This window comes from Ignavibacteria bacterium (genome assembly GCA_025612375.1).
GTDB lineage: Bacteria > Bacteroidota > Ignavibacteria > Ignavibacteriales > SURF-24 > JAAXKN01.
This window is the reverse complement of the sequence record JAAXKN010000036.1, coordinates 17,521-38,746: the sequence shown is the minus strand read 5'-3', so window position 1 is coordinate 38,746 and position 21,226 is coordinate 17,521. Positions and strand designations below refer to the sequence as shown.

Here is a 21,226-nt window from a genome sequence, read left to right as displayed (position 1 = left end):
TTAAAATACTCCTTTCACGTCCTTTTTATACACATGCAGACTCCCAATAAAATGAGTAAAGTCTCCAGGCTCAACTCCTGCGTGATATGCCACATAGTCCATAAGTCTGGTAGCTAGGTAGGCATCGTTGTGGAGATGAGTGATGAAATCACAGGACCTCATCATGTAGGTCATGTTAAGCTTACCATTACGGAGTTGGAACAAATAGCCCAATGAACATGGGACTCTACTTCCTCCACCTAATTTGTCTGGGTCAGTGTTTGGGTCCCATATAGACACATATAGCTGCCGGCTGTCAGGGTGCCCCTGAATCTCATGTATGAACTTCCATAATTGATTACGGAGTCTCTCATTATAAGTATAGGCAAACTTACCATCATGCAGGAACTCATTCCATACCTCAATCCTTGTCTTGTAAGCTTCACCGGGGTTGACTGCCACAGGGGCTATTCTTTCCCCAAACTCAAGGTCTGCCCACGGCTGTGATACATTCAGATCACCCAAGCTATTCAAGGGATTGAAGACTGTGTACATATAGTTCTGAAGTTCCTTAGTAGCGTAGTTAGGGTCATCTCCTACATACTTATCCTGCATAGTCTGTGGATGAACTTCTAAGCCCATCTCAGCAAGGTCTCTCGTTATCTCGTTTATAGCTTGACCAAATGTAGTGAAGAATCTCATAATTATTTTACCCTCTTTCTTATGAAGTGATATATTAACTTAGTCTCTATGCTAATCAGCACAGGTCCTTTCCTTAACTCCTGAGTCTTTGGAGTTATTTGCCACGGAGTATAGCCCAACTTAATCAGGGAGTTAACCATTTCCTCCGTACAATCTTCCCTTTGAATGTACGGGGGTAGGTCCTGAGCCATGTCCTCCTGTGGTACTGTTGTGTTCTCAGCCATTATCTATAACCTCCTTTCCCAAAGCAATCATTTTCAGGGTCTGATGCAAAATCTACCTCTTGGTTGATGTCTATGTCAGGTAGAGTAAGATCCTTAGTCCATACAGGGTCCTTTCTTTCCATCTCACCCTTTAACATGAGGTAAGCTTCCATAGGTCTACGTTGAACTTTGAAGTTCTGATAGTCACCCTTAAGATATGTCTTCTCAAACCGCTTGACAGTTGCCTCTTGCCACTTAGTCAACTCCCAGTCATGAGTCCTTAATGTGGGGTTATTGAGTAACTCCAAGTTTGAACAGAGCCACTCTTCCTTGCCCGCCATAATGACAAACCAAGGCATTGAGGTAATAGACTGATAGGTGCTGACCATATGCCAATATACTTTAATATTGTTTACGGTGAAGCCAACTACCTTGCCTATCTCACGTAGTAGTACATGTACGAATATCAGGTCCACGTACCACCTCATGGTGAGCTCGGATGCCCTACTAAATACCTCACAATGCCAGCCATCTGTGGGGTTGAATCCCACTGTCATAGACATCAGACAAGACCCAGACACATTGCGACGTTTCTTAAACTGCATACCTATGTCAGGGATATAATCTTTGTGGCCCTTACCGTTTCTGTAATGAAGTAACCTAGCACACATGAGCCCCAGTTCCTTCGGGTCAAGATACAGATTAATTAGCATCTTCCACTTGCTGATGGTGTAGTTAATGTCATGCATGTTGAGTCCACAACTAGCTGTTTCAAATATGAGTTCGTCATGGAAGCTGTGGGATGTGACTGTACCCCTTACCATGTCATACCCTATATTGAAGAATAGGTAGTTATTTAATTTGAAATACCCGTCATCAAAGTTTTTACACCTCATTCTAAACATTTATGCCTCCAAAATTAATATCCAGAATTTTGTCTGAATTTATTCACTTCGTATTTACACATGTACATATTGTAGAGACCATCCCAACTGAACCCAGAGGCCTTACAGAGGTCAATAAATCGACGAAATGCCTTACTCATTATGTTACGATATTTTGCCTCATCTGTATGCACATGGCTTTGTTTCCACGGTTTGTTCTTAAGGCAGTTAGCTGCAAGTCCTAATTCCTTAATAAAGCACATAGCCTTACGGTGAATATAAAAAGGATTAACCTGCTCCTCAAACTGTGGCTGTACCTCATGGGACTCCCAGAACAGGTTGTACAAGGTGTCCTTGTTGCCATTATGTATCTCTACACCAAACTCCATAAAGTTAGACAAAACACAGGCCTCTACAAAGAAATGCATGGCATCCGCTAACTCCTCGTGAAAATGCGGGAGGTCCTCCTCATCGAGAGCTTCGAGAGCTTCGCATACCTCCTCAGTAACCCTCCAAAACTCATCCTTGATACGGGCCTGCCCAAGTTTGTCATGGATGTTGACAGGTATATCTCTGGTCTGGAGTAAACCATTGGCTTCCTCAATATCGAGATACTTCCCCGCTAAGTCGTGCTGGTGCTTAAATATTGCTATCAGTGTGTCTTCCGGCAATTGTTCTGGAGCCTTGAAGTCATTTACATTCATACATCTTACCTCCTCGATTTTAAATAAATGTTAACTACCCTGTCTGTCATCTCAGCCGCATGGGGCTCAGTAAAGTTATGATACCACACGGGGCATTCACTGAATGGCTCACTATCCATAACCTCCCTGAACTTAGCCATAACTAGAGGTATCTCATCGAGATTAGGGTACTGTTCACGTTGCTCGTATGTACTCTCAATAGTCTCTAAGTCAGTCTCACAGACTATAATAAGCGGTCTGTGGCGGTAGAACATATACTTTAGTTGCCCCAGTTTAGGTTCAGGTAGACTGATTTTACCTCTCTTCAGTGGACCATAAACGAACTCATCTACGAAGAATCTGTCTATAATACTATGGGTCCTGGTGTCTAATACTTGTTTAACCCAGCGATACCAGTCCACATAATCCACAGGTGGCAACGTGTGATACCTATCTACCTTCATTATACCAAACTTGTCTGCAATGTGATCTACCAGTGTGGACTTACCCGTGTTATCTGCTCCTGTAACTATAATCATTTTCTCACCTCCTTTCAAAATAAGATGAATAGTAAAGTAACAGCCGTAGCTGAACTTAGCATATCGTACCGAGTTACTGGTCTCTTTCTAATTAATCCTCCAACTAAGACGATGGTATGTAGCAATATTAATGCTATTCCAGCTACCTGTACTGCTCCCGGCATCTTAACTCCCCCTTCAATTAATTTATTTCATATATTTATTATATGACAAAGTTGAATTTCTGTCAACGACTTTTAATACGGTCTATCTCCCTCTCCAGAGCTTCTATATAATCGGCACATTCGATTAAGAACTTACGTTGTTCACAGGATAAGATATCCCACGCCCCATATTCACCTTCCTCATTCGGGTATTTGACCTTTTCACGAATAGTCTTAACAAAGCGATTACTCATCATCTACACCTCCCTTACCCAGCTCGTGGTAGTATTCCTCGTTGTGTTCATCAATCCACTCACTGACCCGCTTGAAATCATCGGGACCAGAGTATGATATTCCTAACACATCTTCAATGTTCCAAACGAGTTCCCACATTTTCTGTGAAGCTCGCCCTACGTTTGTCATATCAATCTCTATCTTAGGCATCTTAGCTTACCTCCTTAAAATTTGGGTCTCAACATGTCACGATACTTAGACCTATCAACCATAGCCGTTGTAAAGTCACGTTTAGTCTCCAGGTCCTTAAGTACCTGATAGTCGATAGTGCCCTTCACTACAAGTCTTAATATATAAACTGGCTTAGTCTGACCATCTCTGTGGATACGTTTCAACCATTGCCAGTAGTCATCCCATTTCCTCGTGCAGGAGTAGAGGATGCCAATATCGCCAGCGGTCAGCGTCATAGCGGTGGCGGCTGAAACCTGAAAGATTATTACCCTGCACAGAGAGTCCCTTTGAAATTGTTTCCTGGCCTCTGTTCTGGCATCCCCATCCATACCACCCTTTACGGTTACATACCTAACACCTCTTTTCTTTAATCGACTTTCAATCTGAGATATCTCCCATAGGAACCTGCATCCAACTAATATTTTGTGGTCATCAATGTATCGGGTGACAAGATCCATGAATACGTCAAGTTTTTCTGTTCCTACAGGGAAGGCCACTTGCTGCTTCTTAGGTTCACCGTTTGGTCCCTCAAAGGTATCCGTCCTCATCAAGAACCCCCCGGTGATCTGTTGAAGTTTAGTTGCCTTCACGGCTGCTATGGCTGCTGTCACAACTTCCAGGTTTTCCAACTCTGCTATCATTTCCTCAGCCATCTGCCGGTATACCTTTTTAGATTTATCTGAAAAGTACACAGGAACATCCTGCTCTATGAGCTGAGGTAATTGTTTAGCTTCTTCGTCCTTAACTCTACAAGCAATCCTGTGTATCTTTTTAGCCATATCATCTAAGTTCTTCCATGCTATTATCTTGCTTGGGAACATATAATGAGGTATTGCATAAGTATCTTTAAACCTCTTAAAATTGGTCCCGAATATACTCTCATCGAGTATCTTATACTGTCCAAATATATCTAAAGGGTTCTTAGGGATAGGAGTACCCGTCAACCCGATAACCCAACGGACTAACTTCCTTATAGCATATACACCCTTTGACCTCTTAGTGGTATGATTCTTACAATAATGCATCTCATCCACAATCAACAGGCTGGGCTTAAACTTTTTCAAAGCCTTGTGTACGCTGTCATTTCTCAGTGAATCGTAGTTAATAACTAAGGCACACAGGGAGTTCTTCACCCCTGTGGCCTCGGCTATGTGTCTCAATTTTTCTTTCCCTGCGCCAACGGCTGTCACCACGGTGTAGTTGATGCCATTGGGCATGTCATTTATCATCTCATCCTCCCATATGCCCATAGCTGATAGTGGACATATGATGAGTACTCTTTCTAATTGTTGAGTCATTCTCTTAATAGCCATGAAATCAATTGCTACCTTCGTCTTACCGAGCCCAGGGTCAAACCAGAGAGCTATGGCACCGTCCAGGTCTAGAGCTTTTCTTAATGCTGCCAATTGATATGGCCTTGGTTTACGTTTGAACCTATATTTCATATCTAATCCTTCCTCTACTATCAGTATGAGCTGCCATGTCTAATTTAATCTCTGCGGCTGATAATAACAATATGGCTATATCTAGAAATTCAGGTGCAGCGTATGAAAAGTTCTGTAAGGCCTGATGATATTCAGCCAATGCCTCCTGGTACTCTGGACTATTGTTCATTACTTCCTCGCTCCTCTCATTGCATATTCTTCAAATTCTCTCCTGAATATGCCATTAAACTTTTTAACATAAAAGTCTTGGTCCGACACGCCACATATTGGGCAGTGGTCATTCCCAGTTTTTTCTCTATGTACAAATATTCGAGGTTTAATACAGTAAGGACACCAGTAATGATTACGTGGTATCTTCTTGTCCTTCGGAGGTTTAAATGCAACCTGTCGGGATATAACATCTATCGTAACTGGTCCTGCTCGATTCCCCGTAAACTTGTCTCTCAACTCTTGTACCTTCAACTTAATAACCTCTTTATAGAAGTCTAAGTTACTCTGCCCTTCCTTTCCTCTTAACATAAACATCTTTGTTACTTCGTGAGTTCGTATCGATATTGCCCACTTAGGTTTCATACATCTGACCCCCCAGTCATTACTTTTCCTGTCTTGGCTTTCTCATAGGTAGAAAACACTCATCGTAGGCCTCACAGTGTTCACAGTCATGTTCTGATTCGTTCTTAGACATGAATGTATCTAACGTCTCTAACGAGGAGTTGACAGCCTTAGCACTACGGTAAAGACTAAGGGCATGCTCTATATTTGGATCCGACTGTACTATGTCCCCTATTGCACTCTCCAGCATATCAAATATAAATACACTGTTACCGTCACGGAAGCACCCTGTGCCATCCTTAACCTTATACAATAATATCATATTACTAACAGATTCAGATAACACTATTTTCCCCTCAGAATCCTTGATAGTAACAAGCAATTGACTACCTGATACCTTCTCTACATGTTCTATAGTTCTTTCAGCCCTCTCCCTTAATCTGTCCTTCAAACCTTTCAACTCTTCATTGTTACTCATAATCTTTTCCTCCTAATCATTTTTAACTTCATTCATTTAATTAATTTAATTATATCATTGAGTTATACCTCTTGTAAACTATTTTATAAAAATTTTATATAAAAAGTATACAAGGTCATTGACGATGTTATATAATATAAATGAATAAATTATAGAAATATGAAAGGAGGTGATGAATTGTTCGGAGATAAAGATGAGTATCTCACGCTAAACGAAGTGATGGCATTATATAACAAAACCTACACCCAGATAAGATATGCAGCGGAGACAAAAAGGTTAACCGCTATCAAAGTTGGGTGGCAATGGCTGTTCCCCAAGGATAAACTCCCCAAGGATTGGCCTGATGCTCCTAGAATCGCTAAAAACAAGGGGGTCAATAATACATGAGTGGGGTTAATACCATCTTTAAAGTGTGGGGTAATCAAAAAGGATGGGTTAGACTACCTCGTAAATTAAGAAGTACCTCGAGCCCTAAAGGACCGAAGAATCATGCAGGTACATGGGAAGAGAAGATGTTTCAATGGCCTCAAGACAGTGAAGGAATCATCAATTGGGTTAAAGATAGTGTAACTAAAAAGTATGACCTATATTGGTGTCCTTCTGTATTTCAAAAGTCTAGGTCAACCAAGAACAACATTAGACAATTGACCTGCTTATATGCTGACCTCGATGAAGTAAAGCCTGAAAAACTGCCGAAGGACTTAAGACCAAGTATGGCATGGGAGAGTTCTCCAGGAAGGTACGCAGCTATCTGGAATCTAAAAGAAGCTGTCCCCTCTGACGTTGGGGAGAAACTCAACAAAAAGCTTACATATTTCATTGGGGCAGATCCTGGAGGATGGGACCTTACACAGGTATTGAGGGTTCCTGGTTTAAGAAACTACAAATATGAGGGAGCACCCAAAGGACAATTACTGTGGTATGATGAGAGTCACTTTTCTCCTACCAAGTTTGAGTCACTGCCTGATGTGGATGATGTAGATTCATTAACTGAGCTGGACGCTGAGGAGATCCTCGAATCAGAGCCATCATTATTGCCTGAGTTAGTGAAACCTTACTTGTCTAAGCTGGGTACAAAGACTCTGGAGCTATTGTTTGCTACAGAGGATGACGTATTACTGGAGGACAGAAGTGCTAGACTCTGGGAACTTGAATGTAAGTTGCTGGAGAGTGGAGTGCCACAGGATGCCGTTGTGAAACTCGTCGCAGCGTGCAACTGGAACAAGTACAAAGGTAGAAGAGACGAGACTAGAAGGATAGTTGGTGAAGTTGAGAAAGCTGCTCAGACAATCAAGCCATCGGCCACAGAGACAGAGTACAAAGACAAGTCGTGGACTAGTTATTGTGACTTGATGGGCATGGAGCTAACTCAACCTGGCTGGATGATTGAAGGAATCTGGCAGAGAACATCTCACGGGATGATAAGTGGCGAACCTAAGACATATAAGTCTGTCATTGCCTCTGACATGATAGTAAGTGTGGCATCAGGTACAGACTTCATGGATAAGTTTCCAGTGCATCATTCTGGGCCTGTGTTAGTAATACAGGAAGAGAATGACCCGTGGTTGGTTAAGGATAGGGTAGCTAAGATTGCCAACAGTAGAGGTTTACTTGATGGTAAGGTACAGGTAGTTAACAACCATACTATCAAGGTACAGTGGCCCCCAATACTGCCTATCAGCTTTATGAACAACAAGGGATTCGATTTCACTAACGAGGAGGACCGTAGGTCATTAGAGCAGACAGTTGAACAAGTCAACCCTGTGCTGATAGTATTTGACCCGTTGTACCTTATGATGGGAGGCAAAGATGAGAACTCATCTAAAGACATCAGGCCTATGCTCAACTGGCTCCTTAAGTTGAGGTACGTGTATAAGACCTCCGTAATAGTTATACACCACTGGAACAAGAATGGTAAGTCAGACCGTGGGGGTCAGAGGATGCTGGGATCAGTATTGTTTCATGGGTGGGTTGAATCTGCTATGTACACGCAGGTCATCAATGAGGAACAACATGAGATAGCAGTAGAACGTGAATTTCGTTCTTTTAGTAAACCTGCAAAAATTGACGTTGTATTTAAATTTGGTGAACCTGGAGAATTGACGTATGAGGCCAAAATAGCTGACTTCATCGAGAACAATGATGATGCGGTTTATGACCTTATCAAAGGTAATGCTGGTGTCACAGAGGCCGAGATAAAAGAGGCGCTAGGTATCAGCAAACAGCAACTGAAGGAGAGATTGAAGAGCCTTAAGGCAAAAGGGTTAATCATTCAAGTTGGGGAATTATGGAAAACTGTGAATAAGGAGGAGAGAGGTAATGAAGAGTAAACAGGAGATTTATGAAGATTTCAAACAGGAGTTGTATAAATTATACGGGGGTTACTGCACAGAGATGAGAACCTTAGGGTTAGAGCCCCAGACTTTTGATGAGTGGAAGGAGGAAAGAGCAAATGGCGGTGAGTAGAGAAGAAGCCCTCAAACTAGTAGACGCTGAACGTAACTATCAGGATTGGAAGTGGGGTGAGGATAACCCCCATACGTTACCTGAATGGTACCTTATACTGGGTAAACAAGTAGGCCAGCTGGGAGAGGCCATCAATGCGGTATTGTACAATTACGATGATGGAGATGTAACGAAGATAAAGAAAGAACTGGTAGAGATAGCGGCGGTATGTGTAGCTATATTAGAGCAGAGGGAGGAAAGAAGAGAATGAGTAAAGTAATTGAATTAAACCCAAGACAAAAGAGGATATTGATAACACACACAGACCTTGATGGTGTAACCTGTGCGGTGTTATATGCGAAGTGCTTCCCAGGTACACAGGTGTACTTCGTGGAGTATGACCAGGTGAATGAGATCGTTATGCAGCTAGTAGCTGAAGATATGGATACCCCAATAATGATTAGCGACATGTCTGTAAATGAGGACATAGCTGAATTGCTCAATGTACGTGGCAACGTGGACCTGGTAGACCATCACCCAACGGCAAAATGGCTGAGTGTGCAATACCCTTGGGCACTATGTGACATATCATTCTCAGCGTCCCATGCAATGTATCGACTATTGTCTGAGAAGTTCAACATTCAGGATTATAAAGACTTAGCTGATATTGCTGACGATTATGACACCTGGGGACATGACACTGAACCTAAACCTGTAAGTAAAGACTTCACACGATTGCTGGGACTGTTGGGTCAAGTAAGATTCTTCCAACGATTCTTGCAGATACCCAGTGTGACGTTGAGTGACACAGAGATAGCCTTGATACAATTGGACACTGAATGGGAACAGCAATACATCAATGACTCATTAGCACAGGTCAGTGTTGCAGAGGATGCTGAAGGTAACAAATATGGCCTCCTAGCTGCTGATAGATATGTGTCAGTTGTATGCCATGAGATATTGAAAGCAATACCTGAACTGGAGTACGTTCTATCATTAGACTTTAGGAAGGACAAGGCATCAGTCAGAAGTAGAGGAAAGGTCGATGTAGGTGCTATGGCTAAGTCACTTGGTGGAGGAGGACATAAAAAGGCTGCAGGGTTCCCATTACAACAAACAACCCCGCATATCTTCTTCTCCTGTGGAGGCAAATGTGAATACACTGACAGGCTCAGGAATCAAATGAGAAGAATGAAGGCTGACGTAGAAGCTGGTTTGTATAACCCAAAAGCTGATGATATTAACATCCCAAAGTCCACACGTAAACAACGGCAGCAATTAGCTAAAGAAGTGCTGAAGAAGGAGGATTAGACCGTGGATGAATTGATAAACACTGAGGTAGACGATACTGAACACAGAGATTATTGTGCTGACTGTGATACCCCTGGAGAATGTATGGGATGTATTCATTGGCCCGAGTAAAGGAGGAATAAGCTATGCCTATTATGCCAAACGAGAGAGGATGGTATACTACACCTACTCACACCAGATTCGTAAGCGGTAAGAAAGACTATTACAAATCAATCGTCATGGCTATCCTACAAAACGGTGGCGTAATAAACCATAGAAAGTTATATTACTTAATCAACCCACACAGTGTGTTAGTGGGTGAACGGAAACACAACATACCTACTAGTCATTACGCTAAGTATATCAGCATGGGCCTTATCGTTAAGGTAGGGCCCGGCAGGTATGCAGTCAATCCTGTGCTATTAGCATCGGGATGCCATATAGTCAATGATGCCAAATATGATATACTCAGTGACACCAACAAGATAAGGTACTATAAGTACATTCAAGGGGGTATGAGTCATGATGAGGCAATGGCTAAACTCAGAGAACATATAGAAAAAAGAGAGGCAAGAAAGCTAAGGGCGAAGCGTAGAAAGCTGGCATTAAAGCCCGTCACGATGACAAAAGAAGAGTGGAGAGAGGTATTCGATGAGGCCGATGCTGAGGGGTTAACATTACCCCGAGCATTGTTCCCAACGTTATGAAGGAGGAGATAATATGTCAAATGTAGTATTAGTACCCATAGGTGACCCGTATGAACTGAAGAGAGGTGCCAAATGTCAATGTGTAGAACTCAACTTCGAACTAGGTAGAGTCATCACTATAAAGAGTGTACGCATGGGGAGAGTGTACTTCACAGAGGACAAGGCGGTCAGTGTACCTGGCCCAAGAATAGCTGATAGAGTAGATGACCGCCTGTCTGAAGATAACTGGATGACGGTGGAAGAGTTACAGTCACAGTATGCACGGAGAACAAGACCAGTGAGGTTGAAGACATGAGCAGAATAATACCATTCAACCCAACAAGAGTCGAACAGTGGCATTGTATCAGAGTGGGCACGAGGCAAGTCTCAAAACGAGGCTACCTCAATGTCGCCGTTATGGTTACTCACAAGCTAATGCTTGCTAACAAACGGCTTGTCTCAATAGAACGTGAAGACCCCCACCTCCAGATGCCAGACAGGAAGGTAATGAAGAACGGCAAACAGTCTGTGGAAGGGCCATATGCTGTGATGAGAGACAAACGTATCAACGTAGAACTCACAGATGAGAATGAAGTTAAGCTGAATGACATAAAGAACAAATTCTCCACGTTCCTCAACACAGACGCTAAAGCACTAAGCTTTTGCATTCGTACCCTCGCCAAATACATCAAAGAATATGACCCAGATGTCTTGTCGCAGTGGGATGAAATGAAGCCACAGAAGCCACGTGCCAGCAATAAAGATAATGTGTCAGTAACGCTCCGTATCTCATCAGATGTATACCTGAAGTATAAGCTGCAGTCACAGAGTCTTAACAAAACCACAAATCTGCTTATGGCACAGGTGTTAGAGAGTTGGCTCGATGAGAAACAAGAATAGACGTAAAACACTGTACACACTGTACAATTTGGTGCTGGTAAAAAGTCAATTTTGTCATATAACGCTGTACAATTCATCAATGTGTACAGTGATGTACAGTGAACCGTATAGACGTTGATATGACAGTGTTACAATATGAATTGTACAGTTGTGTACAGAATGAAAAACTGTATCAATCATACATACACATACACATATATATAATATGTGTATGTATATGTGTGATACCGGTTGAGGAATGAGAAAGGAGAAATAAAATGGAACTAATAGGATTAGTAATTTATCTTATCTCATTAGCATTTCGTGCTATAGTAATAATATTAGCTTTGTGTGATTCAGAAGAATAAGGGGGTGCGATGATGAGTGATGAGCTAAAGGTTGTAGTGAATGGTAGAAGACTGAAGTTCAAAGGAGTGAGTAGCTTAGCTGAGCTGAGAGCGAAGCTCGAAGAGAAGATTGGGGAGGATAAGCTCGAAAAGGAGCTTAACTCAGTAGAATCTGAGCTTAGTAGGAGTTATGAGAATGATGTGCAGGGAGGAATGAGTAGTAGAGCCATCCGTGAAGTGTACCTGGAGGAGGTGTGGGGTAGATACACAGCTGGAAGCGGGGGGAATGAGCCAGCTGGTAAGCGTAAGACTATGCGAGAGTGTCGAGGTAAGCGTGGAGCTGAATGTGAGGGCAACTGGGATGCTAACTTATAATTTTGACAATATGAATACACAGAGTATACATAAAGAAGGCATCCAAAAATGAAACTGGATGCCTTCATAGACGTATGAAATATGATATTTTATTGAACGTTAATCATCATCAGATGAGAGTGGTATTGTGGTCGAAGACTTGCGTGTTTCGCTTGTCTCAGCCAATTCGTTAATCTTTTCTTCAAGTATCTCATCAGCTTCCTCTAGGTCAGATGTTAAGTCAATTAAAACTCCGAGTAGTGAACGTGGTTTGTATAGCTTCTTATCGTCTTCCCGTGCCTTCAATGATTCTATAGCCGATTCGAGTATACTGATTTGCTCACTTTGTACTAGATTGGCAGACTCCATGTCATCAATCAATTTGCCCAACCTGTGTTCAAACTGTTGTCTTATGTCCATTATCTATCCTCCTTCAGGCTTTTGAGTATATTCTCAATGAAGTTAATCTGAGCATCTGTGAGAGACATGAAGTCCATACCTTCGTTTGTCATGCCTTCACGTATAAGTACGATATCTCCCACGATGGGAGCATAATGCCCATAGAATAGTGAGCCGAGCAAGTTAACTGGCTTATTCTTAATGAGTCCCTCTTCATCAACCACCATGACGAGTCCCTCTGGCAAATCTCTGGGTCTGACGATTTCAATCCAACCGTCAACGTCTTCACCAATCGTTTTGTAGAATGGCTCATCGTACATCTTTATCTCCGTAGTCAAATCTACCTTTACTACCATACCCTTAAGTTTTCGTGCCATTATTCATCATCCTCCTTCATGTTTGAACCTGAATCCATTATAATTGTAGCCACTTCGTCTGCTAAGTCATCGGGTATGCTGATACCTTTACCTGGCTTTAACTCATCATTCTTGTCTTTGTAATAAGTACGGACATCAACGTAACTCTTACCTTTAAGAGAGGTGAGACGAATTTGAATCTCGTCTCCCTTTTGGTTCTTGCCCACTGTGCCAACAAGTTTTTCCGTATCCCATTTGAATTCAGCCATTTATTCACCCCTTCTTTCTTTAAGACGTTTACGGAACTCCAGTTTTATATCAGCCGGAGCGTTGATTAATGCCAATGTTATCTCTGTGATTATCTTCATGGCGTATAACTCATCATTCATATATTGGCCCAATGTCCACTCATCTCCAAAAATGACATGTAATACCACATACTTGTTAATCGTGAACTCATCTGTGTTTGGTGTGTATTGTGCCCAAATATAATCTGGTGCCTCCTCTGTGCAGCGTATGATTTCATTGCCACCTTCAGCTACAAGTTTGAGTATGGGACTGTCACTCTCCATATCAACTTTGATTATTTTATCTCTGAAATTTTGCCACATTACATAACCCATTTCTGTGAATACCCAATTGTCACCCTCTTGTTTAGACCATTGCATGTGCCTTACCTCCTTTTAATTGTATAGATATGATATTTAACTCAGCTATGTGAGCTCTTTCTCTTTCTGCCATGAATTTGTCCGGATCTTGCCATGGTGTGTTTGCATCACGAAGATAAGTTCCACGACCATGCTTACATGTCAATCTCATAATCATGTTACCACCTCTACCTTTTGTCCATACGGATGAATAACATCCACAATCTGGGCATTTCATGTCACCCTGGTATTGCCAGACTGCTTGTTTCTTATTAGACATAATAATTACCTCCATTTGTAAAATTTTGAATAGTTTGCCGACATGGGCAACCGAATCGAGAACAGAGTTCAGAATATTTCATGTAAAATGTTGAGAAAACTACGGCTTTTAGCGCTCCCGCCGTCATTGTTTCACGTGAAACATTCTGACTATTCTCTCATCTCATTACGGATGTTGAACTAATGGCTTTCCATAATTGAATTCGTGTATCTGGCCAAAGACTTGAATGTACACGTAGTTCCCATCAGCATCAACCTTGAAGTTGTAGAATGTATATGTTGCCACAGCTGCTGTGAGAACAAAACCTATTGCTACACCAATGAGCAATCTCTTCATACTCTCACCTCCTCTTGCTCTGCATTTCACATCCGGAGCTTGCTTATCCGGCAACGGTTGCATTAAGAGAAGAGGCAAATTTATTTTGCCTCCACCTTCTTTTCTTCTTTAACCACGGGATTGTAACGTTCAGCGAAATATGTCACGATTGACTTCAGCACGGGATCATTTTTATCCCACTTCCAATCAGCTTGAGCATCGTGGTTGTCGCCGAATGATTTTCTCAAATGTCTCCGTACAGTTTTGCCACTATCGTTGAGTTGAAACAATTCACTCAATACCTTTGGCGTAACGGTGTCCGGCAATTTGGCAATGATGATTTTAACTTTTGCTGAATCTGTTGCTGCTTTCACTTCGCTTTTCTCATCTGGTTTGTTCTCCGATACATTAGCTCCGTCGATTACTTCATCAATCAACTTGTCAACATCAACCTTCTCATTCTTCTTGCTGTTCTTCTTATCAATTGCTGCTGCCATTTCTGTGGCCCCCTTCACCAATTCTTTTATTTTTTCCATGATGTCTACCTCCGATGTAATTTATTGACCCAAATTGGGTTGGAGCGGAATTGACGTTCCGCTGGACGTTTATTGCTTTTCATACTTTTCTATGAACGATTGCAGCAAATCAATGACATATACGAATGTGTCTGGCACTCGACTTTTCTCATTACGATTGTGCTCATGATTCTCAATGATGGGATCCGCCCATTGATAAAATAAACCCATGTCGAACATTTGTCTTCTGGTTAATCCCAATTCGTCTTGACGTTCAAATTCTAAAATGTCATCAAGATAAGCGTATGCTTCAATGATTGTCTGGTTGCTTACGATATGTTTGTAATGTGGGCACTGCTCAATACACATCTTCATGCCGTACTCTTCACATTCATCACAATTGCCGTCAGCTCGAGAGTGAAACTCATTATTCATAACTGTACCTCCATATCCAATTTGTTTATTGATTACATTATTATGATATCAGACATGGATGTGGATGTCAATAGTTTTATTAAATATTTTTGTTTAACTTTTATATTGATAATGAAAGGAGTAGACTATTATGTATAGTAAAGAAGAAGAGATCCCCTTCATTTTATTTATTCATTATTATGTATAGTATGTGGTTGAGTTGCAACTGCATGTCATTGGTCAATGACTCGACCCCGGGTCAAGCCCAACCACGGGCCGGGCTCATAGGTGAGGAGTACAGACTTCAGATGCACACTCACGCCGCCTCTATTCCTGTGGAAGAGGCACCCCGTCAGCCCAGAGAAGCTACCCGTGGGTAATAATTTGACCTTATAAAAATTTTTTAAAAAAGTTATTGACAGTCGTTGCGGCGAGGTGGTATAATATAAGTGTACCAAATAGTAGTTTTTTCGGTGAGAGATACAGCCCGTAACGATATGCTCCTTGCTATGGGAGGCTCGGTGAAGGTAATAAGCTGAACAACTTCATCTCTCGACCAAAACACTCATATTTACATTCTGTTGAGAGGGGACATCCGCTACCCTCTTATTTTTATAGAAAGGAGGCAGAGATATATGCAGAGAGAGGTAGAAAAAGTTCTAATGACTCGAGTTCTCAGTGAGTTTGCTAAAGTTGGAGTTATAGGTGTAGCCTGTGATAACGTTAAGGTAAGACGTGCCGCACACAACAGATGGTTGCAGAAATACCCCAAATACAAGGAACTGTACGAAGAACTCAAAGAAAGATTCGTAGATGGTCTCGAGTCTGTGGCTATACAGAGGGCTAAAGAAAAATCTGACTCTTTACTAATGTTTCTGCTTAAAGCTGAAAGAAGAGAGAAGTATGGTGACAGAACTGAGATAAACGGTAACCTACCGTCCTCCCAGATCACCCTCCTGTTCTCAGAAGGTATGCTCAACGATGAGGAGAAGAAACTCCTCGAGGATGCACAGCAGCAAGCACGGGAGAAGTTAGGAGGTAAGTCTAATGGCTAAAATAATTAACTTCCCCAAGAACGAGTCAGACCAGACAGCTGATGAGTTCCTACAAGAGAGTGTTCAGCTAACACTGGACGCTGACCCTGTGGGAATAACTATCGCCGTGAAGTGTAAGGATGGCACGGTCATGACTGGGTACTGGCACGTAGACTTTGGTCAAAAGGCTGAGATAATCGGTCATCTTCAGGCGGACATGATAGACCAGATGATTCTCAATAATCTTGAAAGGTATGGGGGGTAGGAAACATGAGTAGGAGACGTAGACTAAGTCCACCTCGTAAACTTGCTACATACGATCCACATCCTCACCAGAAGGCTTTTCATCAAGATACTCACAAGTATCGTGCTATAGTCTCTGGTGTTGGTGCTGGTAAAACTCGTATGGGTGTTGAGGAGATAATTAAGTGGACTCAGCTCTATCCTGGCTCACTCGGAGTTATCGGACGTCTAACTGCTAAGTCTCTACGTGAGACTACACAGAGACGTTTCTTCGAGGTATGTGACCCATCACTAATTGAGGAGTACAACAAGTCAGAGGAACACATGTGGATAAGAACCAATGCTGTGGATGAGGAAGGTAATCCTGTGTACTCTGAGATATTGTTCTACCATCTTGATGACCCTGGACCTCTCGGGTCACTTGATATATCCTACTTCTGGATAGATGAAGCTCACGAGCCGGACGGTGCGGAGGTGCCTGAGGCTACCTTTCAGATGCTGACGGCTCGTCTTCGTCATCCTGTGGGACCCTGGAGAGGTTTTGTAACATCGAACTCGGGCGGTAAAGACTGGGTGTGGGATAGGTTCTTCAACCCGAAGAAAAGAGCTACCTACACTGAGTACATAGGATGGAACGTCCCAACCCGTGCTAACGCTAAGTACTTGCCTCCGGGATATGAGGATGAGCTCCGTAAGAACAACCCGCCAACTTGGGTTTCGAGATTTCTTGATGGTAGCTTTGATGCTTTTGAGGGTCAAGTTTATACTGACTTTGATGAAGCTATACACGTCTACAAGGACGAGGATGTAGACCTTGCACCACAGTGGGATTATGGTGCTGGCTTCGACTTTGGTGTCACTGCTCCTACAGCCTGTGTATATGGTTGTGTAGACCATGACGGTGATATCTGGATGTATGCTGAGGACTATGAGGCAGACGCTGACATTGAGGAGTTTGCTCATAAGATAAAGAATCGTGGCTTTACAGACGTTAATGCTGACCCTGCAACTGGCAGTAAAGGGCCGAATAAAAAGTCCCCTCGACAGCTCTACCAAGAGTTTGGTGTGAATCTGCTTCCTGCTTCCAATGATGAAGACTACTTTATGAAGTTATTCATAAATCTTCTTAAGAAGAGGAAGAAGGACGGGACTGCAGTTATACATATATCTAGCAAATGTGTATATCTTATAGACCAGATTAAGAAGGAGGCATGGGACCCCTTAACATTGAAGGGAACCACCCATGATAAACTTAAGAAGCAGCCTAACCATGCTAGAGACGCCTTTAAGTACTTCCTAAATACTTACGGCATGCATCCCGGCTTACTCAATCCTGTGCTACCTGGTAGGGGTAAGGGGTCATTGAGTGTTGGGGGAGAGTGGGAACATCCCAGTTATGAGGAAGATGAAGACTTTGACCGTGACGATTATGTTCATATGGATATAAAAAGGAGGATTGCCCAGTGACCACATTAGAGGTTATACTTCTCTCAGCTCTATGTTTATGTGTAGGTTATGTCATCGGCATTACTATAGCATTGATGACAGCCACTAAGGACGTCCCAGAGAAACCTAAGAAGAAGGCTCACATCCCTCGGTATAATGCCGGGAATCTACTTGAGCCAATAAGTCCCGCTGACCAGAGGCTAGAGAAGATGTTAGAGACCAAACCTAAGAAACATTACTTCAGTAAAGGAGGGAATCATTAATGTCTAAGGACAAGGTAGACAAGAGAGAGGACTTAGAGTATATCAATACCGAGTCTGAGAAGGAATTATTGGAGAAGATCACAGACCGGTATAGAGCTTCGTATATAAAAAAGGAGTCTCTCGGCATGAATACCCTGTGGGGAAAGTGCGAGGACTACTGGTCTGGAGACGTTAATACTCCGGAGGATGAGGATGACCCTGGCTCTGAGACTAACATTGTACAGTCTATTATTGAGTCCCAGGTAGCTGACTTGGTAGATGGTCAGATGGAGGTACTATTGAAGGGTGTTGGGCCATCTGATGCACCATTTGCTACAGACGTAAGTCAACTAGTTAAATGGGTGTGGCAGAAGAACAAGATGATACCTAAGTTTGATGAGGGTGAGAGAGATAGACTCAATCTTGGCTCTGTGGGCTGGAAGGTTTACTATGACTTTGACGCCCTCAAGGGTAGGGGTCTACCTATTATGCAGCCATGTAGCCCAGATACATTGTTCCCCGACCCTAAGATTAATGACCCACGTAAGATAAATGACGGTGACTTCTTCATACAGGCTCAACCATATCCTTGCTCATGGTTTAGGAGGAGGTTTGGTAAAAGGGGCAAATTTGTAAAACCCGAGGGGAGATTCGGTCTTCAGTCATATCATCCCACCATATTCGGTGAGGAGGATGACTCGACGGCTAATGAGGTCATCAATGACCAAGCTGTCTTGTTTGAGTATTGGGAGAAAGACGATGATGGTAACTTGCGGAGAGTCTACTGCACCCGTGACATCATCCTTGAGGACTCAGACTGGGATCACTACGACGAAGAGAAGGGTGAACGGAAGAGCTTCTACGAACATGGTAAATACCCCTTCGTAATCCTTGTGTGCTACAAGAAGAAAGGTAGGTTATGGGGCAAGAGTGATACTGAGCAACTCATTCCTATACAGGACGTTATCAATGAGCTGGATGACCAGATTAGAATGAATGCTCGTCTGATGGGTAACATCCAGATAGTTGTAGGAACCGCCGCAGGTATAAATATTAAGAAATGGACCAATAAGCCAGGGCTTAAGATACCTGCTAAGGACCACACGGCATGGGAAACTGTGAATCCTCCAACCATTCCTGGGTACATATACACTAGAAGGCAAGAGGGTTTCAATGAATCGGAGGTAGTATCTGGACGTTCTGATGTAGTTGAAGGACGTAGGTCTGGTAGTCTCCGTGCTGCTTCTGCTATATTAGCTTTACAGGAAGCCGGTAGTAGAAGAGCTAACCATAAGAAACTCATGTTGCAAGAGGGATTTATTGAAGTTATAGAACTATTGTTAGATTATATTAAGGAATTTATGGATGAGGAACAAGCTTTTGATGTCACCGAGAACGATAAGACAGATTACCTGTGGTATAGGGGTAGTTCTCTCAAGGAGATACCTTATCTTACACTTAATGAGAATTGGAACCCCGAGGATGAGACTCTCAATACCTCACGGTACAGACCCCTTAAGGATGAGAACGGTGAGATGATTACTAAAGAGGCTGAGTTTGACATTGAGATATCTCTCGGTGCAGGTATGCCTAATAACAAGTCCTTCCTATATCAGGCGGTAATCGAACTTAACCGTGAAGGACTTATTACCCGAGAAGAAGGTAGGGCAACCTTGAAGAAGGTATTGAATTGGCCTATAATTGACCCATTCAACCCTCAAGGACAATTTGTAAGTAGGAACATGTCTGATGAGCAATTAGCCATGGCAAATGGTACACCATTCCCGTCCTCAGTTCCTCAGGACAACGCCGGGGCACCGCAGACAGAACAACCTGTACCAACAGGACAGCCAGTCCAACAGGCACCTGTGGAAGGTGACATTGCTGCCCAAGGTATGCCACAAGGTATGGATGCTATGCTGATGGAGGCCTTGTCCGCCATACCTGAAAATATGATTCCTGAAGTACTTGCCAAACTGGGGGTGGTAGTAGCATGATAATACTTAATAATTCAGGTACCAGCAAGAGTACTTACATAGCCCATGGCCTATCTCACTCTATGCATAATGGGAGACGTCATAAGGCAGCTAGTCTGCCCGTATGTCCCAAATGTGAGAGGGTTGGCTTCAGGGATAAGGGATGGCAACTTAACAAGACTATGAGTTGTCCACACTGTGGGTACCACGGTAAGGCTACTCATGTCTTATCTGCTTATGTTGAAGACCGTTTATACAAATAGCGGTTTACATAATTCGTTGGCTGCTCGTAAGGCCCGAGACACGGCATCGTTAAAGCTGAATACTATCGGGTGAAGACCTAGTAAAATACTTAAGGAGGATGTTATGGGAAAGACAGTAAGTTATCAGGACGCTATTGAAGGAAACATGGGACTGGGTGTTACAGACGATAATGAGGACATCTCAGGCCTGGGTGAGGATCTTGGTTCTGGTTCAAGGGTAAGATCTACTTCTAAACCGTCTGTGGAAGATGAGGGCGACGAGGACCTTGAAGACACTGATGAGGACTTAGACGATGAGTTTGTTGAGGAGTCAGATGATGATGCTGGTGAAGACGATGTGGTCACCAAACCCGCAAGTAAGGAACCATCGTACCGTAAAGAACAGGTTCAAAAGATAGTTCAGACCCGTGTTGGCACGTATGCTAAGAGAGTACAGAAACTTCAACCGTACAAAGAAGCGGTAGATAAAATTTGTGAAGTTACAGGTCTTAACTTCGATTCCCTTATAGGTAGACTTACTAACATGACTGACGAGGAACAGGCTAAGATTCTCGGTGTTCCTGTGGCACAGATAGCCCAGGCTAGGCAAACTCGAGTAACCATAGCTAAGGAACAGGGTAAAAATCAGTCTCTTCAGAGACAATTGGAGGAGACACAGCTTAAATCTGACCCCAAGTTTCACGATTATGACTTATTTAAGGAAGAAATTGATGAGTTGCTGGATGAGAACCCGAAACTCAGCATTAAACAGGCTTATCTTCTGGCTAAGGGGGATGTAGCACTCGACGTAGCTGCACGGGACGGGGAACAGAGAGCTATTGCTCGTAGGGTCAAGACGGCACAGACTAAAAAGGTAGTGAATACAGGAAACTCTAACGCAGTTTCTAATGGGCCTAAACTAAGCCCTCAGGTAGTTCAGGCCGCTAAGAGAATTGGCATGGACCCTGTGGAGTATGCTAAGTATCAGGGAATAGACAATATTGATGCTTATAGGGCCTCCAAGAAGAAAAAATAACTTAAAA

32 protein-coding genes are annotated in these 21,226 nt (G+C 42.7%); 14 read left to right on the top strand and 18 right to left on the bottom strand.

What is annotated here, in order from left to right:
* From HF312_17255 to HF312_17210, 10 genes are all read right to left on the bottom strand, one after another.
* Nucleotides 1-681, bottom strand: coding sequence for a hypothetical protein (locus tag HF312_17255; GenBank protein ID MCU7521966.1), 681 nt, complete (start codon nucleotides 679-681; stop codon nucleotides 1-3).
* A 2-nt stretch (nucleotides 682-683) separates the two neighbouring features.
* Nucleotides 684-905 (bottom strand): hypothetical protein, encoded by a 222-nt coding sequence (locus HF312_17250; protein MCU7521965.1) that lies wholly within the window; start codon nucleotides 903-905, stop codon nucleotides 684-686.
* Complete coding sequence (locus tag HF312_17245) at nucleotides 905-1,789, bottom strand: hypothetical protein (GenBank protein MCU7521964.1); 885 nt, start codon at nucleotides 1,787-1,789, stop codon at nucleotides 905-907. Before HF312_17245 ends, HF312_17250 begins: the two co-directional genes overlap by 1 nt.
* Nucleotides 1,790-1,803: 14 nt before the next feature.
* Complete coding sequence (locus HF312_17240; GenBank protein ID MCU7521963.1) at nucleotides 1,804-2,472, bottom strand: hypothetical protein; 669 nt, start codon at nucleotides 2,470-2,472, stop codon at nucleotides 1,804-1,806.
* Nucleotides 2,473-2,477: 5 nt separating this feature from the next.
* Nucleotides 2,478-2,990, bottom strand: coding sequence for a hypothetical protein (locus HF312_17235; protein MCU7521962.1), 513 nt, complete (start codon nucleotides 2,988-2,990; stop codon nucleotides 2,478-2,480).
* A 389-nt stretch (nucleotides 2,991-3,379) separates the two neighbouring features.
* Entirely contained in the window at nucleotides 3,380-3,577 is a 198-nt protein-coding gene (locus HF312_17230) for a hypothetical protein (protein MCU7521961.1), read from the bottom strand.
* A 14-nt stretch (nucleotides 3,578-3,591) separates the two neighbouring features.
* Nucleotides 3,592-5,043: a DEAD/DEAH box helicase gene (locus HF312_17225; protein ID MCU7521960.1), complete on the bottom strand. Its 1,452-nt coding sequence runs from the start codon at nucleotides 5,041-5,043 to the stop codon at nucleotides 3,592-3,594.
* A complete protein-coding gene (locus tag HF312_17220; protein MCU7521959.1) occupies nucleotides 5,033-5,212 on the bottom strand; it encodes a hypothetical protein in 180 nt (59 codons plus the stop codon). The genes HF312_17225 and HF312_17220 overlap by 11 nt, the downstream gene beginning before the upstream one ends.
* On the bottom strand, nucleotides 5,212-5,616 hold the full coding sequence (locus HF312_17215) for a hypothetical protein (GenBank protein MCU7521958.1): 405 nt from the start codon (nucleotides 5,614-5,616) through the stop codon (nucleotides 5,212-5,214). Before HF312_17215 ends, HF312_17220 begins: the two co-directional genes overlap by 1 nt.
* Nucleotides 5,617-5,635: 19 nt before the next feature.
* Nucleotides 5,636-6,073 carry a hypothetical protein gene (locus tag HF312_17210; GenBank protein MCU7521957.1) on the bottom strand — a complete coding sequence of 146 codons (438 nt, stop codon included), beginning with the start codon at nucleotides 6,071-6,073 and terminating at the stop codon, nucleotides 5,636-5,638.
* Between the two features lie 177 nt (nucleotides 6,074-6,250).
* Between HF312_17210 and HF312_17205 the strand changes: the two genes are divergently transcribed.
* The 9 genes from HF312_17205 (at nucleotide 6,251) to HF312_17165 (ending at nucleotide 12,095) form a co-directional block, all read left to right on the top strand.
* Nucleotides 6,251-6,460 (top strand): helix-turn-helix domain-containing protein, encoded by a 210-nt coding sequence (locus HF312_17205; protein MCU7521956.1) that lies wholly within the window; start codon nucleotides 6,251-6,253, stop codon nucleotides 6,458-6,460.
* Nucleotides 6,457-8,403, top strand: a complete 1,947-nt coding sequence (locus tag HF312_17200; protein MCU7521955.1) for an AAA family ATPase — start codon at nucleotides 6,457-6,459, stop codon at nucleotides 8,401-8,403. The genes HF312_17205 and HF312_17200 overlap by 4 nt, the downstream gene beginning before the upstream one ends.
* Nucleotides 8,393-8,539: a hypothetical protein gene (locus tag HF312_17195; protein MCU7521954.1), complete on the top strand. Its 147-nt coding sequence runs from the start codon at nucleotides 8,393-8,395 to the stop codon at nucleotides 8,537-8,539. The genes HF312_17200 and HF312_17195 overlap by 11 nt, the downstream gene beginning before the upstream one ends.
* Nucleotides 8,526-8,789, top strand: coding sequence for a hypothetical protein (locus tag HF312_17190; GenBank protein MCU7521953.1), 264 nt, complete (start codon nucleotides 8,526-8,528; stop codon nucleotides 8,787-8,789). The genes HF312_17195 and HF312_17190 overlap by 14 nt, the downstream gene beginning before the upstream one ends.
* Nucleotides 8,786-9,829, top strand: a complete 1,044-nt coding sequence (locus tag HF312_17185; GenBank protein MCU7521952.1) for a hypothetical protein — start codon at nucleotides 8,786-8,788, stop codon at nucleotides 9,827-9,829. Before HF312_17190 ends, HF312_17185 begins: the two co-directional genes overlap by 4 nt.
* A gap of 125 nt (nucleotides 9,830-9,954) precedes the next feature.
* Complete coding sequence (locus tag HF312_17180; GenBank protein ID MCU7521951.1) at nucleotides 9,955-10,515, top strand: hypothetical protein; 561 nt, start codon at nucleotides 9,955-9,957, stop codon at nucleotides 10,513-10,515.
* A 13-nt stretch (nucleotides 10,516-10,528) separates the two neighbouring features.
* The gene (locus HF312_17175; protein ID MCU7521950.1) at nucleotides 10,529-10,810 is read left to right on the top strand and encodes a hypothetical protein; all 282 of its coding nucleotides are present in this window, start codon (nucleotides 10,529-10,531) and stop codon (nucleotides 10,808-10,810) included.
* Complete coding sequence (locus HF312_17170) at nucleotides 10,807-11,394, top strand: hypothetical protein (protein MCU7521949.1); 588 nt, start codon at nucleotides 10,807-10,809, stop codon at nucleotides 11,392-11,394. Before HF312_17175 ends, HF312_17170 begins: the two co-directional genes overlap by 4 nt.
* A 356-nt stretch (nucleotides 11,395-11,750) precedes the next feature.
* Nucleotides 11,751-12,095, top strand: a complete 345-nt coding sequence (locus HF312_17165; protein ID MCU7521948.1) for a hypothetical protein — start codon at nucleotides 11,751-11,753, stop codon at nucleotides 12,093-12,095.
* A 99-nt stretch (nucleotides 12,096-12,194) separates the two neighbouring features.
* Here the strand turns inward: HF312_17165 and HF312_17160 are convergent, their stop codons facing one another.
* The 8 genes from HF312_17160 to HF312_17125 all read right to left on the bottom strand — a co-directional run bounded on the left by HF312_17160 (nucleotide 12,195) and on the right by HF312_17125 (nucleotide 15,021).
* Nucleotides 12,195-12,494, bottom strand: a complete 300-nt coding sequence (locus HF312_17160; protein MCU7521947.1) for a hypothetical protein — start codon at nucleotides 12,492-12,494, stop codon at nucleotides 12,195-12,197.
* Entirely contained in the window at nucleotides 12,494-12,850 is a 357-nt protein-coding gene (locus HF312_17155) for a DUF3846 domain-containing protein (GenBank protein ID MCU7521946.1), read from the bottom strand. Before HF312_17155 ends, HF312_17160 begins: the two co-directional genes overlap by 1 nt.
* Entirely contained in the window at nucleotides 12,850-13,098 is a 249-nt protein-coding gene (locus HF312_17150; protein MCU7521945.1) for a transcriptional coactivator p15, read from the bottom strand. The genes HF312_17155 and HF312_17150 overlap by 1 nt, the downstream gene beginning before the upstream one ends.
* A complete protein-coding gene (locus tag HF312_17145) occupies nucleotides 13,099-13,497 on the bottom strand; it encodes a hypothetical protein (protein MCU7521944.1) in 399 nt (132 codons plus the stop codon).
* Nucleotides 13,484-13,756: a hypothetical protein gene (locus HF312_17140; protein ID MCU7521943.1), complete on the bottom strand. Its 273-nt coding sequence runs from the start codon at nucleotides 13,754-13,756 to the stop codon at nucleotides 13,484-13,486. The genes HF312_17145 and HF312_17140 overlap by 14 nt, the downstream gene beginning before the upstream one ends.
* 165 nt (nucleotides 13,757-13,921) lie before the next feature.
* Complete coding sequence (locus HF312_17135; protein MCU7521942.1) at nucleotides 13,922-14,092, bottom strand: hypothetical protein; 171 nt, start codon at nucleotides 14,090-14,092, stop codon at nucleotides 13,922-13,924.
* A gap of 80 nt (nucleotides 14,093-14,172) precedes the next feature.
* Nucleotides 14,173-14,607 carry a hypothetical protein gene (locus HF312_17130; GenBank protein MCU7521941.1) on the bottom strand — a complete coding sequence of 145 codons (435 nt, stop codon included), beginning with the start codon at nucleotides 14,605-14,607 and terminating at the stop codon, nucleotides 14,173-14,175.
* 69 nt (nucleotides 14,608-14,676) lie between these two features.
* Nucleotides 14,677-15,021: a hypothetical protein gene (locus HF312_17125; protein ID MCU7521940.1), complete on the bottom strand. Its 345-nt coding sequence runs from the start codon at nucleotides 15,019-15,021 to the stop codon at nucleotides 14,677-14,679.
* Between the two features lie 614 nt (nucleotides 15,022-15,635).
* Here HF312_17125 and HF312_17120 point away from each other — a divergent pair.
* The 5 genes from HF312_17120 to HF312_17100 all read left to right on the top strand — a co-directional run bounded on the left by HF312_17120 (nucleotide 15,636) and on the right by HF312_17100 (nucleotide 21,219).
* Nucleotides 15,636-16,055, top strand: coding sequence for a hypothetical protein (locus HF312_17120; GenBank protein MCU7521939.1), 420 nt, complete (start codon nucleotides 15,636-15,638; stop codon nucleotides 16,053-16,055).
* Entirely contained in the window at nucleotides 16,048-16,299 is a 252-nt protein-coding gene (locus tag HF312_17115) for a hypothetical protein (protein MCU7521938.1), read from the top strand. Before HF312_17120 ends, HF312_17115 begins: the two co-directional genes overlap by 8 nt.
* A gap of 5 nt (nucleotides 16,300-16,304) precedes the next feature.
* Entirely contained in the window at nucleotides 16,305-17,744 is a 1,440-nt protein-coding gene (locus HF312_17110; GenBank protein ID MCU7521937.1) for a hypothetical protein, read from the top strand.
* Between the two features lie 241 nt (nucleotides 17,745-17,985).
* The gene (locus HF312_17105) at nucleotides 17,986-19,962 is read left to right on the top strand and encodes a hypothetical protein (protein MCU7521936.1); all 1,977 of its coding nucleotides are present in this window, start codon (nucleotides 17,986-17,988) and stop codon (nucleotides 19,960-19,962) included.
* Between the two features lie 345 nt (nucleotides 19,963-20,307).
* Nucleotides 20,308-21,219, top strand: a complete 912-nt coding sequence (locus HF312_17100) for a hypothetical protein (GenBank protein ID MCU7521935.1) — start codon at nucleotides 20,308-20,310, stop codon at nucleotides 21,217-21,219.
* Nucleotides 21,220-21,226 lie beyond the last annotated feature (7 nt).

What these genes read in the sequence shown, in the direction of transcription:
- HF312_17140 (MCU7521943.1), bottom strand. Translation starts at nt 13,756, where the DNA reads ATGTCTAATAAGAAACAAGCAGTCTGGCAATACCAGGGTGACATGAAA.
- HF312_17210 (MCU7521957.1), bottom strand. Translation starts at nt 6,073, where the DNA reads ATGAGTAACAATGAAGAGTTGAAAGGTTTGAAGGACAGATTAAGGGAG.
- HF312_17170 (MCU7521949.1), top strand. Translation starts at nt 10,807, where the DNA reads ATGAGCAGAATAATACCATTCAACCCAACAAGAGTCGAACAGTGGCAT.
- HF312_17255 (MCU7521966.1), bottom strand. Translation starts at nt 681, where the DNA reads ATGAGATTCTTCACTACATTTGGTCAAGCTATAAACGAGATAACGAGA.
- HF312_17130 (MCU7521941.1), bottom strand. Translation starts at nt 14,607, where the DNA reads ATGGAAAAAATAAAAGAATTGGTGAAGGGGGCCACAGAAATGGCAGCA.
- HF312_17125 (MCU7521940.1), bottom strand. Translation starts at nt 15,021, where the DNA reads ATGAATAATGAGTTTCACTCTCGAGCTGACGGCAATTGTGATGAATGT.
- HF312_17160 (MCU7521947.1), bottom strand. Translation starts at nt 12,494, where the DNA reads ATGGACATAAGACAACAGTTTGAACACAGGTTGGGCAAATTGATTGAT.
- HF312_17200 (MCU7521955.1), top strand. Translation starts at nt 6,457, where the DNA reads ATGAGTGGGGTTAATACCATCTTTAAAGTGTGGGGTAATCAAAAAGGA.
- HF312_17225 (MCU7521960.1), bottom strand. Translation starts at nt 5,043, where the DNA reads ATGAAATATAGGTTCAAACGTAAACCAAGGCCATATCAATTGGCAGCA.
- HF312_17230 (MCU7521961.1), bottom strand. Translation starts at nt 3,577, where the DNA reads ATGCCTAAGATAGAGATTGATATGACAAACGTAGGGCGAGCTTCACAG.
- HF312_17105 (MCU7521936.1), top strand. Translation starts at nt 17,986, where the DNA reads ATGTCTAAGGACAAGGTAGACAAGAGAGAGGACTTAGAGTATATCAAT.
- HF312_17240 (MCU7521963.1), bottom strand. Translation starts at nt 2,472, where the DNA reads ATGAATGTAAATGACTTCAAGGCTCCAGAACAATTGCCGGAAGACACA.
- HF312_17250 (MCU7521965.1), bottom strand. Translation starts at nt 905, where the DNA reads ATGGCTGAGAACACAACAGTACCACAGGAGGACATGGCTCAGGACCTA.
- HF312_17115 (MCU7521938.1), top strand. Translation starts at nt 16,048, where the DNA reads ATGGCTAAAATAATTAACTTCCCCAAGAACGAGTCAGACCAGACAGCT.
- HF312_17190 (MCU7521953.1), top strand. Translation starts at nt 8,526, where the DNA reads ATGGCGGTGAGTAGAGAAGAAGCCCTCAAACTAGTAGACGCTGAACGT.
- HF312_17135 (MCU7521942.1), bottom strand. Translation starts at nt 14,092, where the DNA reads ATGAAGAGATTGCTCATTGGTGTAGCAATAGGTTTTGTTCTCACAGCA.
- HF312_17195 (MCU7521954.1), top strand. Translation starts at nt 8,393, where the DNA reads ATGAAGAGTAAACAGGAGATTTATGAAGATTTCAAACAGGAGTTGTAT.
- HF312_17175 (MCU7521950.1), top strand. Translation starts at nt 10,529, where the DNA reads ATGTCAAATGTAGTATTAGTACCCATAGGTGACCCGTATGAACTGAAG.
- HF312_17165 (MCU7521948.1), top strand. Translation starts at nt 11,751, where the DNA reads ATGATGAGTGATGAGCTAAAGGTTGTAGTGAATGGTAGAAGACTGAAG.
- HF312_17245 (MCU7521964.1), bottom strand. Translation starts at nt 1,789, where the DNA reads ATGTTTAGAATGAGGTGTAAAAACTTTGATGACGGGTATTTCAAATTA.
- HF312_17215 (MCU7521958.1), bottom strand. Translation starts at nt 5,616, where the DNA reads ATGAAACCTAAGTGGGCAATATCGATACGAACTCACGAAGTAACAAAG.
- HF312_17220 (MCU7521959.1), bottom strand. Translation starts at nt 5,212, where the DNA reads ATGAACAATAGTCCAGAGTACCAGGAGGCATTGGCTGAATATCATCAG.
- HF312_17235 (MCU7521962.1), bottom strand. Translation starts at nt 2,990, where the DNA reads ATGATTATAGTTACAGGAGCAGATAACACGGGTAAGTCCACACTGGTA.
- HF312_17180 (MCU7521951.1), top strand. Translation starts at nt 9,955, where the DNA reads ATGCCTATTATGCCAAACGAGAGAGGATGGTATACTACACCTACTCAC.
- HF312_17185 (MCU7521952.1), top strand. Translation starts at nt 8,786, where the DNA reads ATGAGTAAAGTAATTGAATTAAACCCAAGACAAAAGAGGATATTGATA.
- HF312_17150 (MCU7521945.1), bottom strand. Translation starts at nt 13,098, where the DNA reads ATGGCTGAATTCAAATGGGATACGGAAAAACTTGTTGGCACAGTGGGC.
- HF312_17145 (MCU7521944.1), bottom strand. Translation starts at nt 13,497, where the DNA reads ATGCAATGGTCTAAACAAGAGGGTGACAATTGGGTATTCACAGAAATG.
- HF312_17110 (MCU7521937.1), top strand. Translation starts at nt 16,305, where the DNA reads ATGAGTAGGAGACGTAGACTAAGTCCACCTCGTAAACTTGCTACATAC.
- HF312_17100 (MCU7521935.1), top strand. Translation starts at nt 20,308, where the DNA reads ATGGGAAAGACAGTAAGTTATCAGGACGCTATTGAAGGAAACATGGGA.
- HF312_17120 (MCU7521939.1), top strand. Translation starts at nt 15,636, where the DNA reads ATGCAGAGAGAGGTAGAAAAAGTTCTAATGACTCGAGTTCTCAGTGAG.
- HF312_17155 (MCU7521946.1), bottom strand. Translation starts at nt 12,850, where the DNA reads ATGGCACGAAAACTTAAGGGTATGGTAGTAAAGGTAGATTTGACTACG.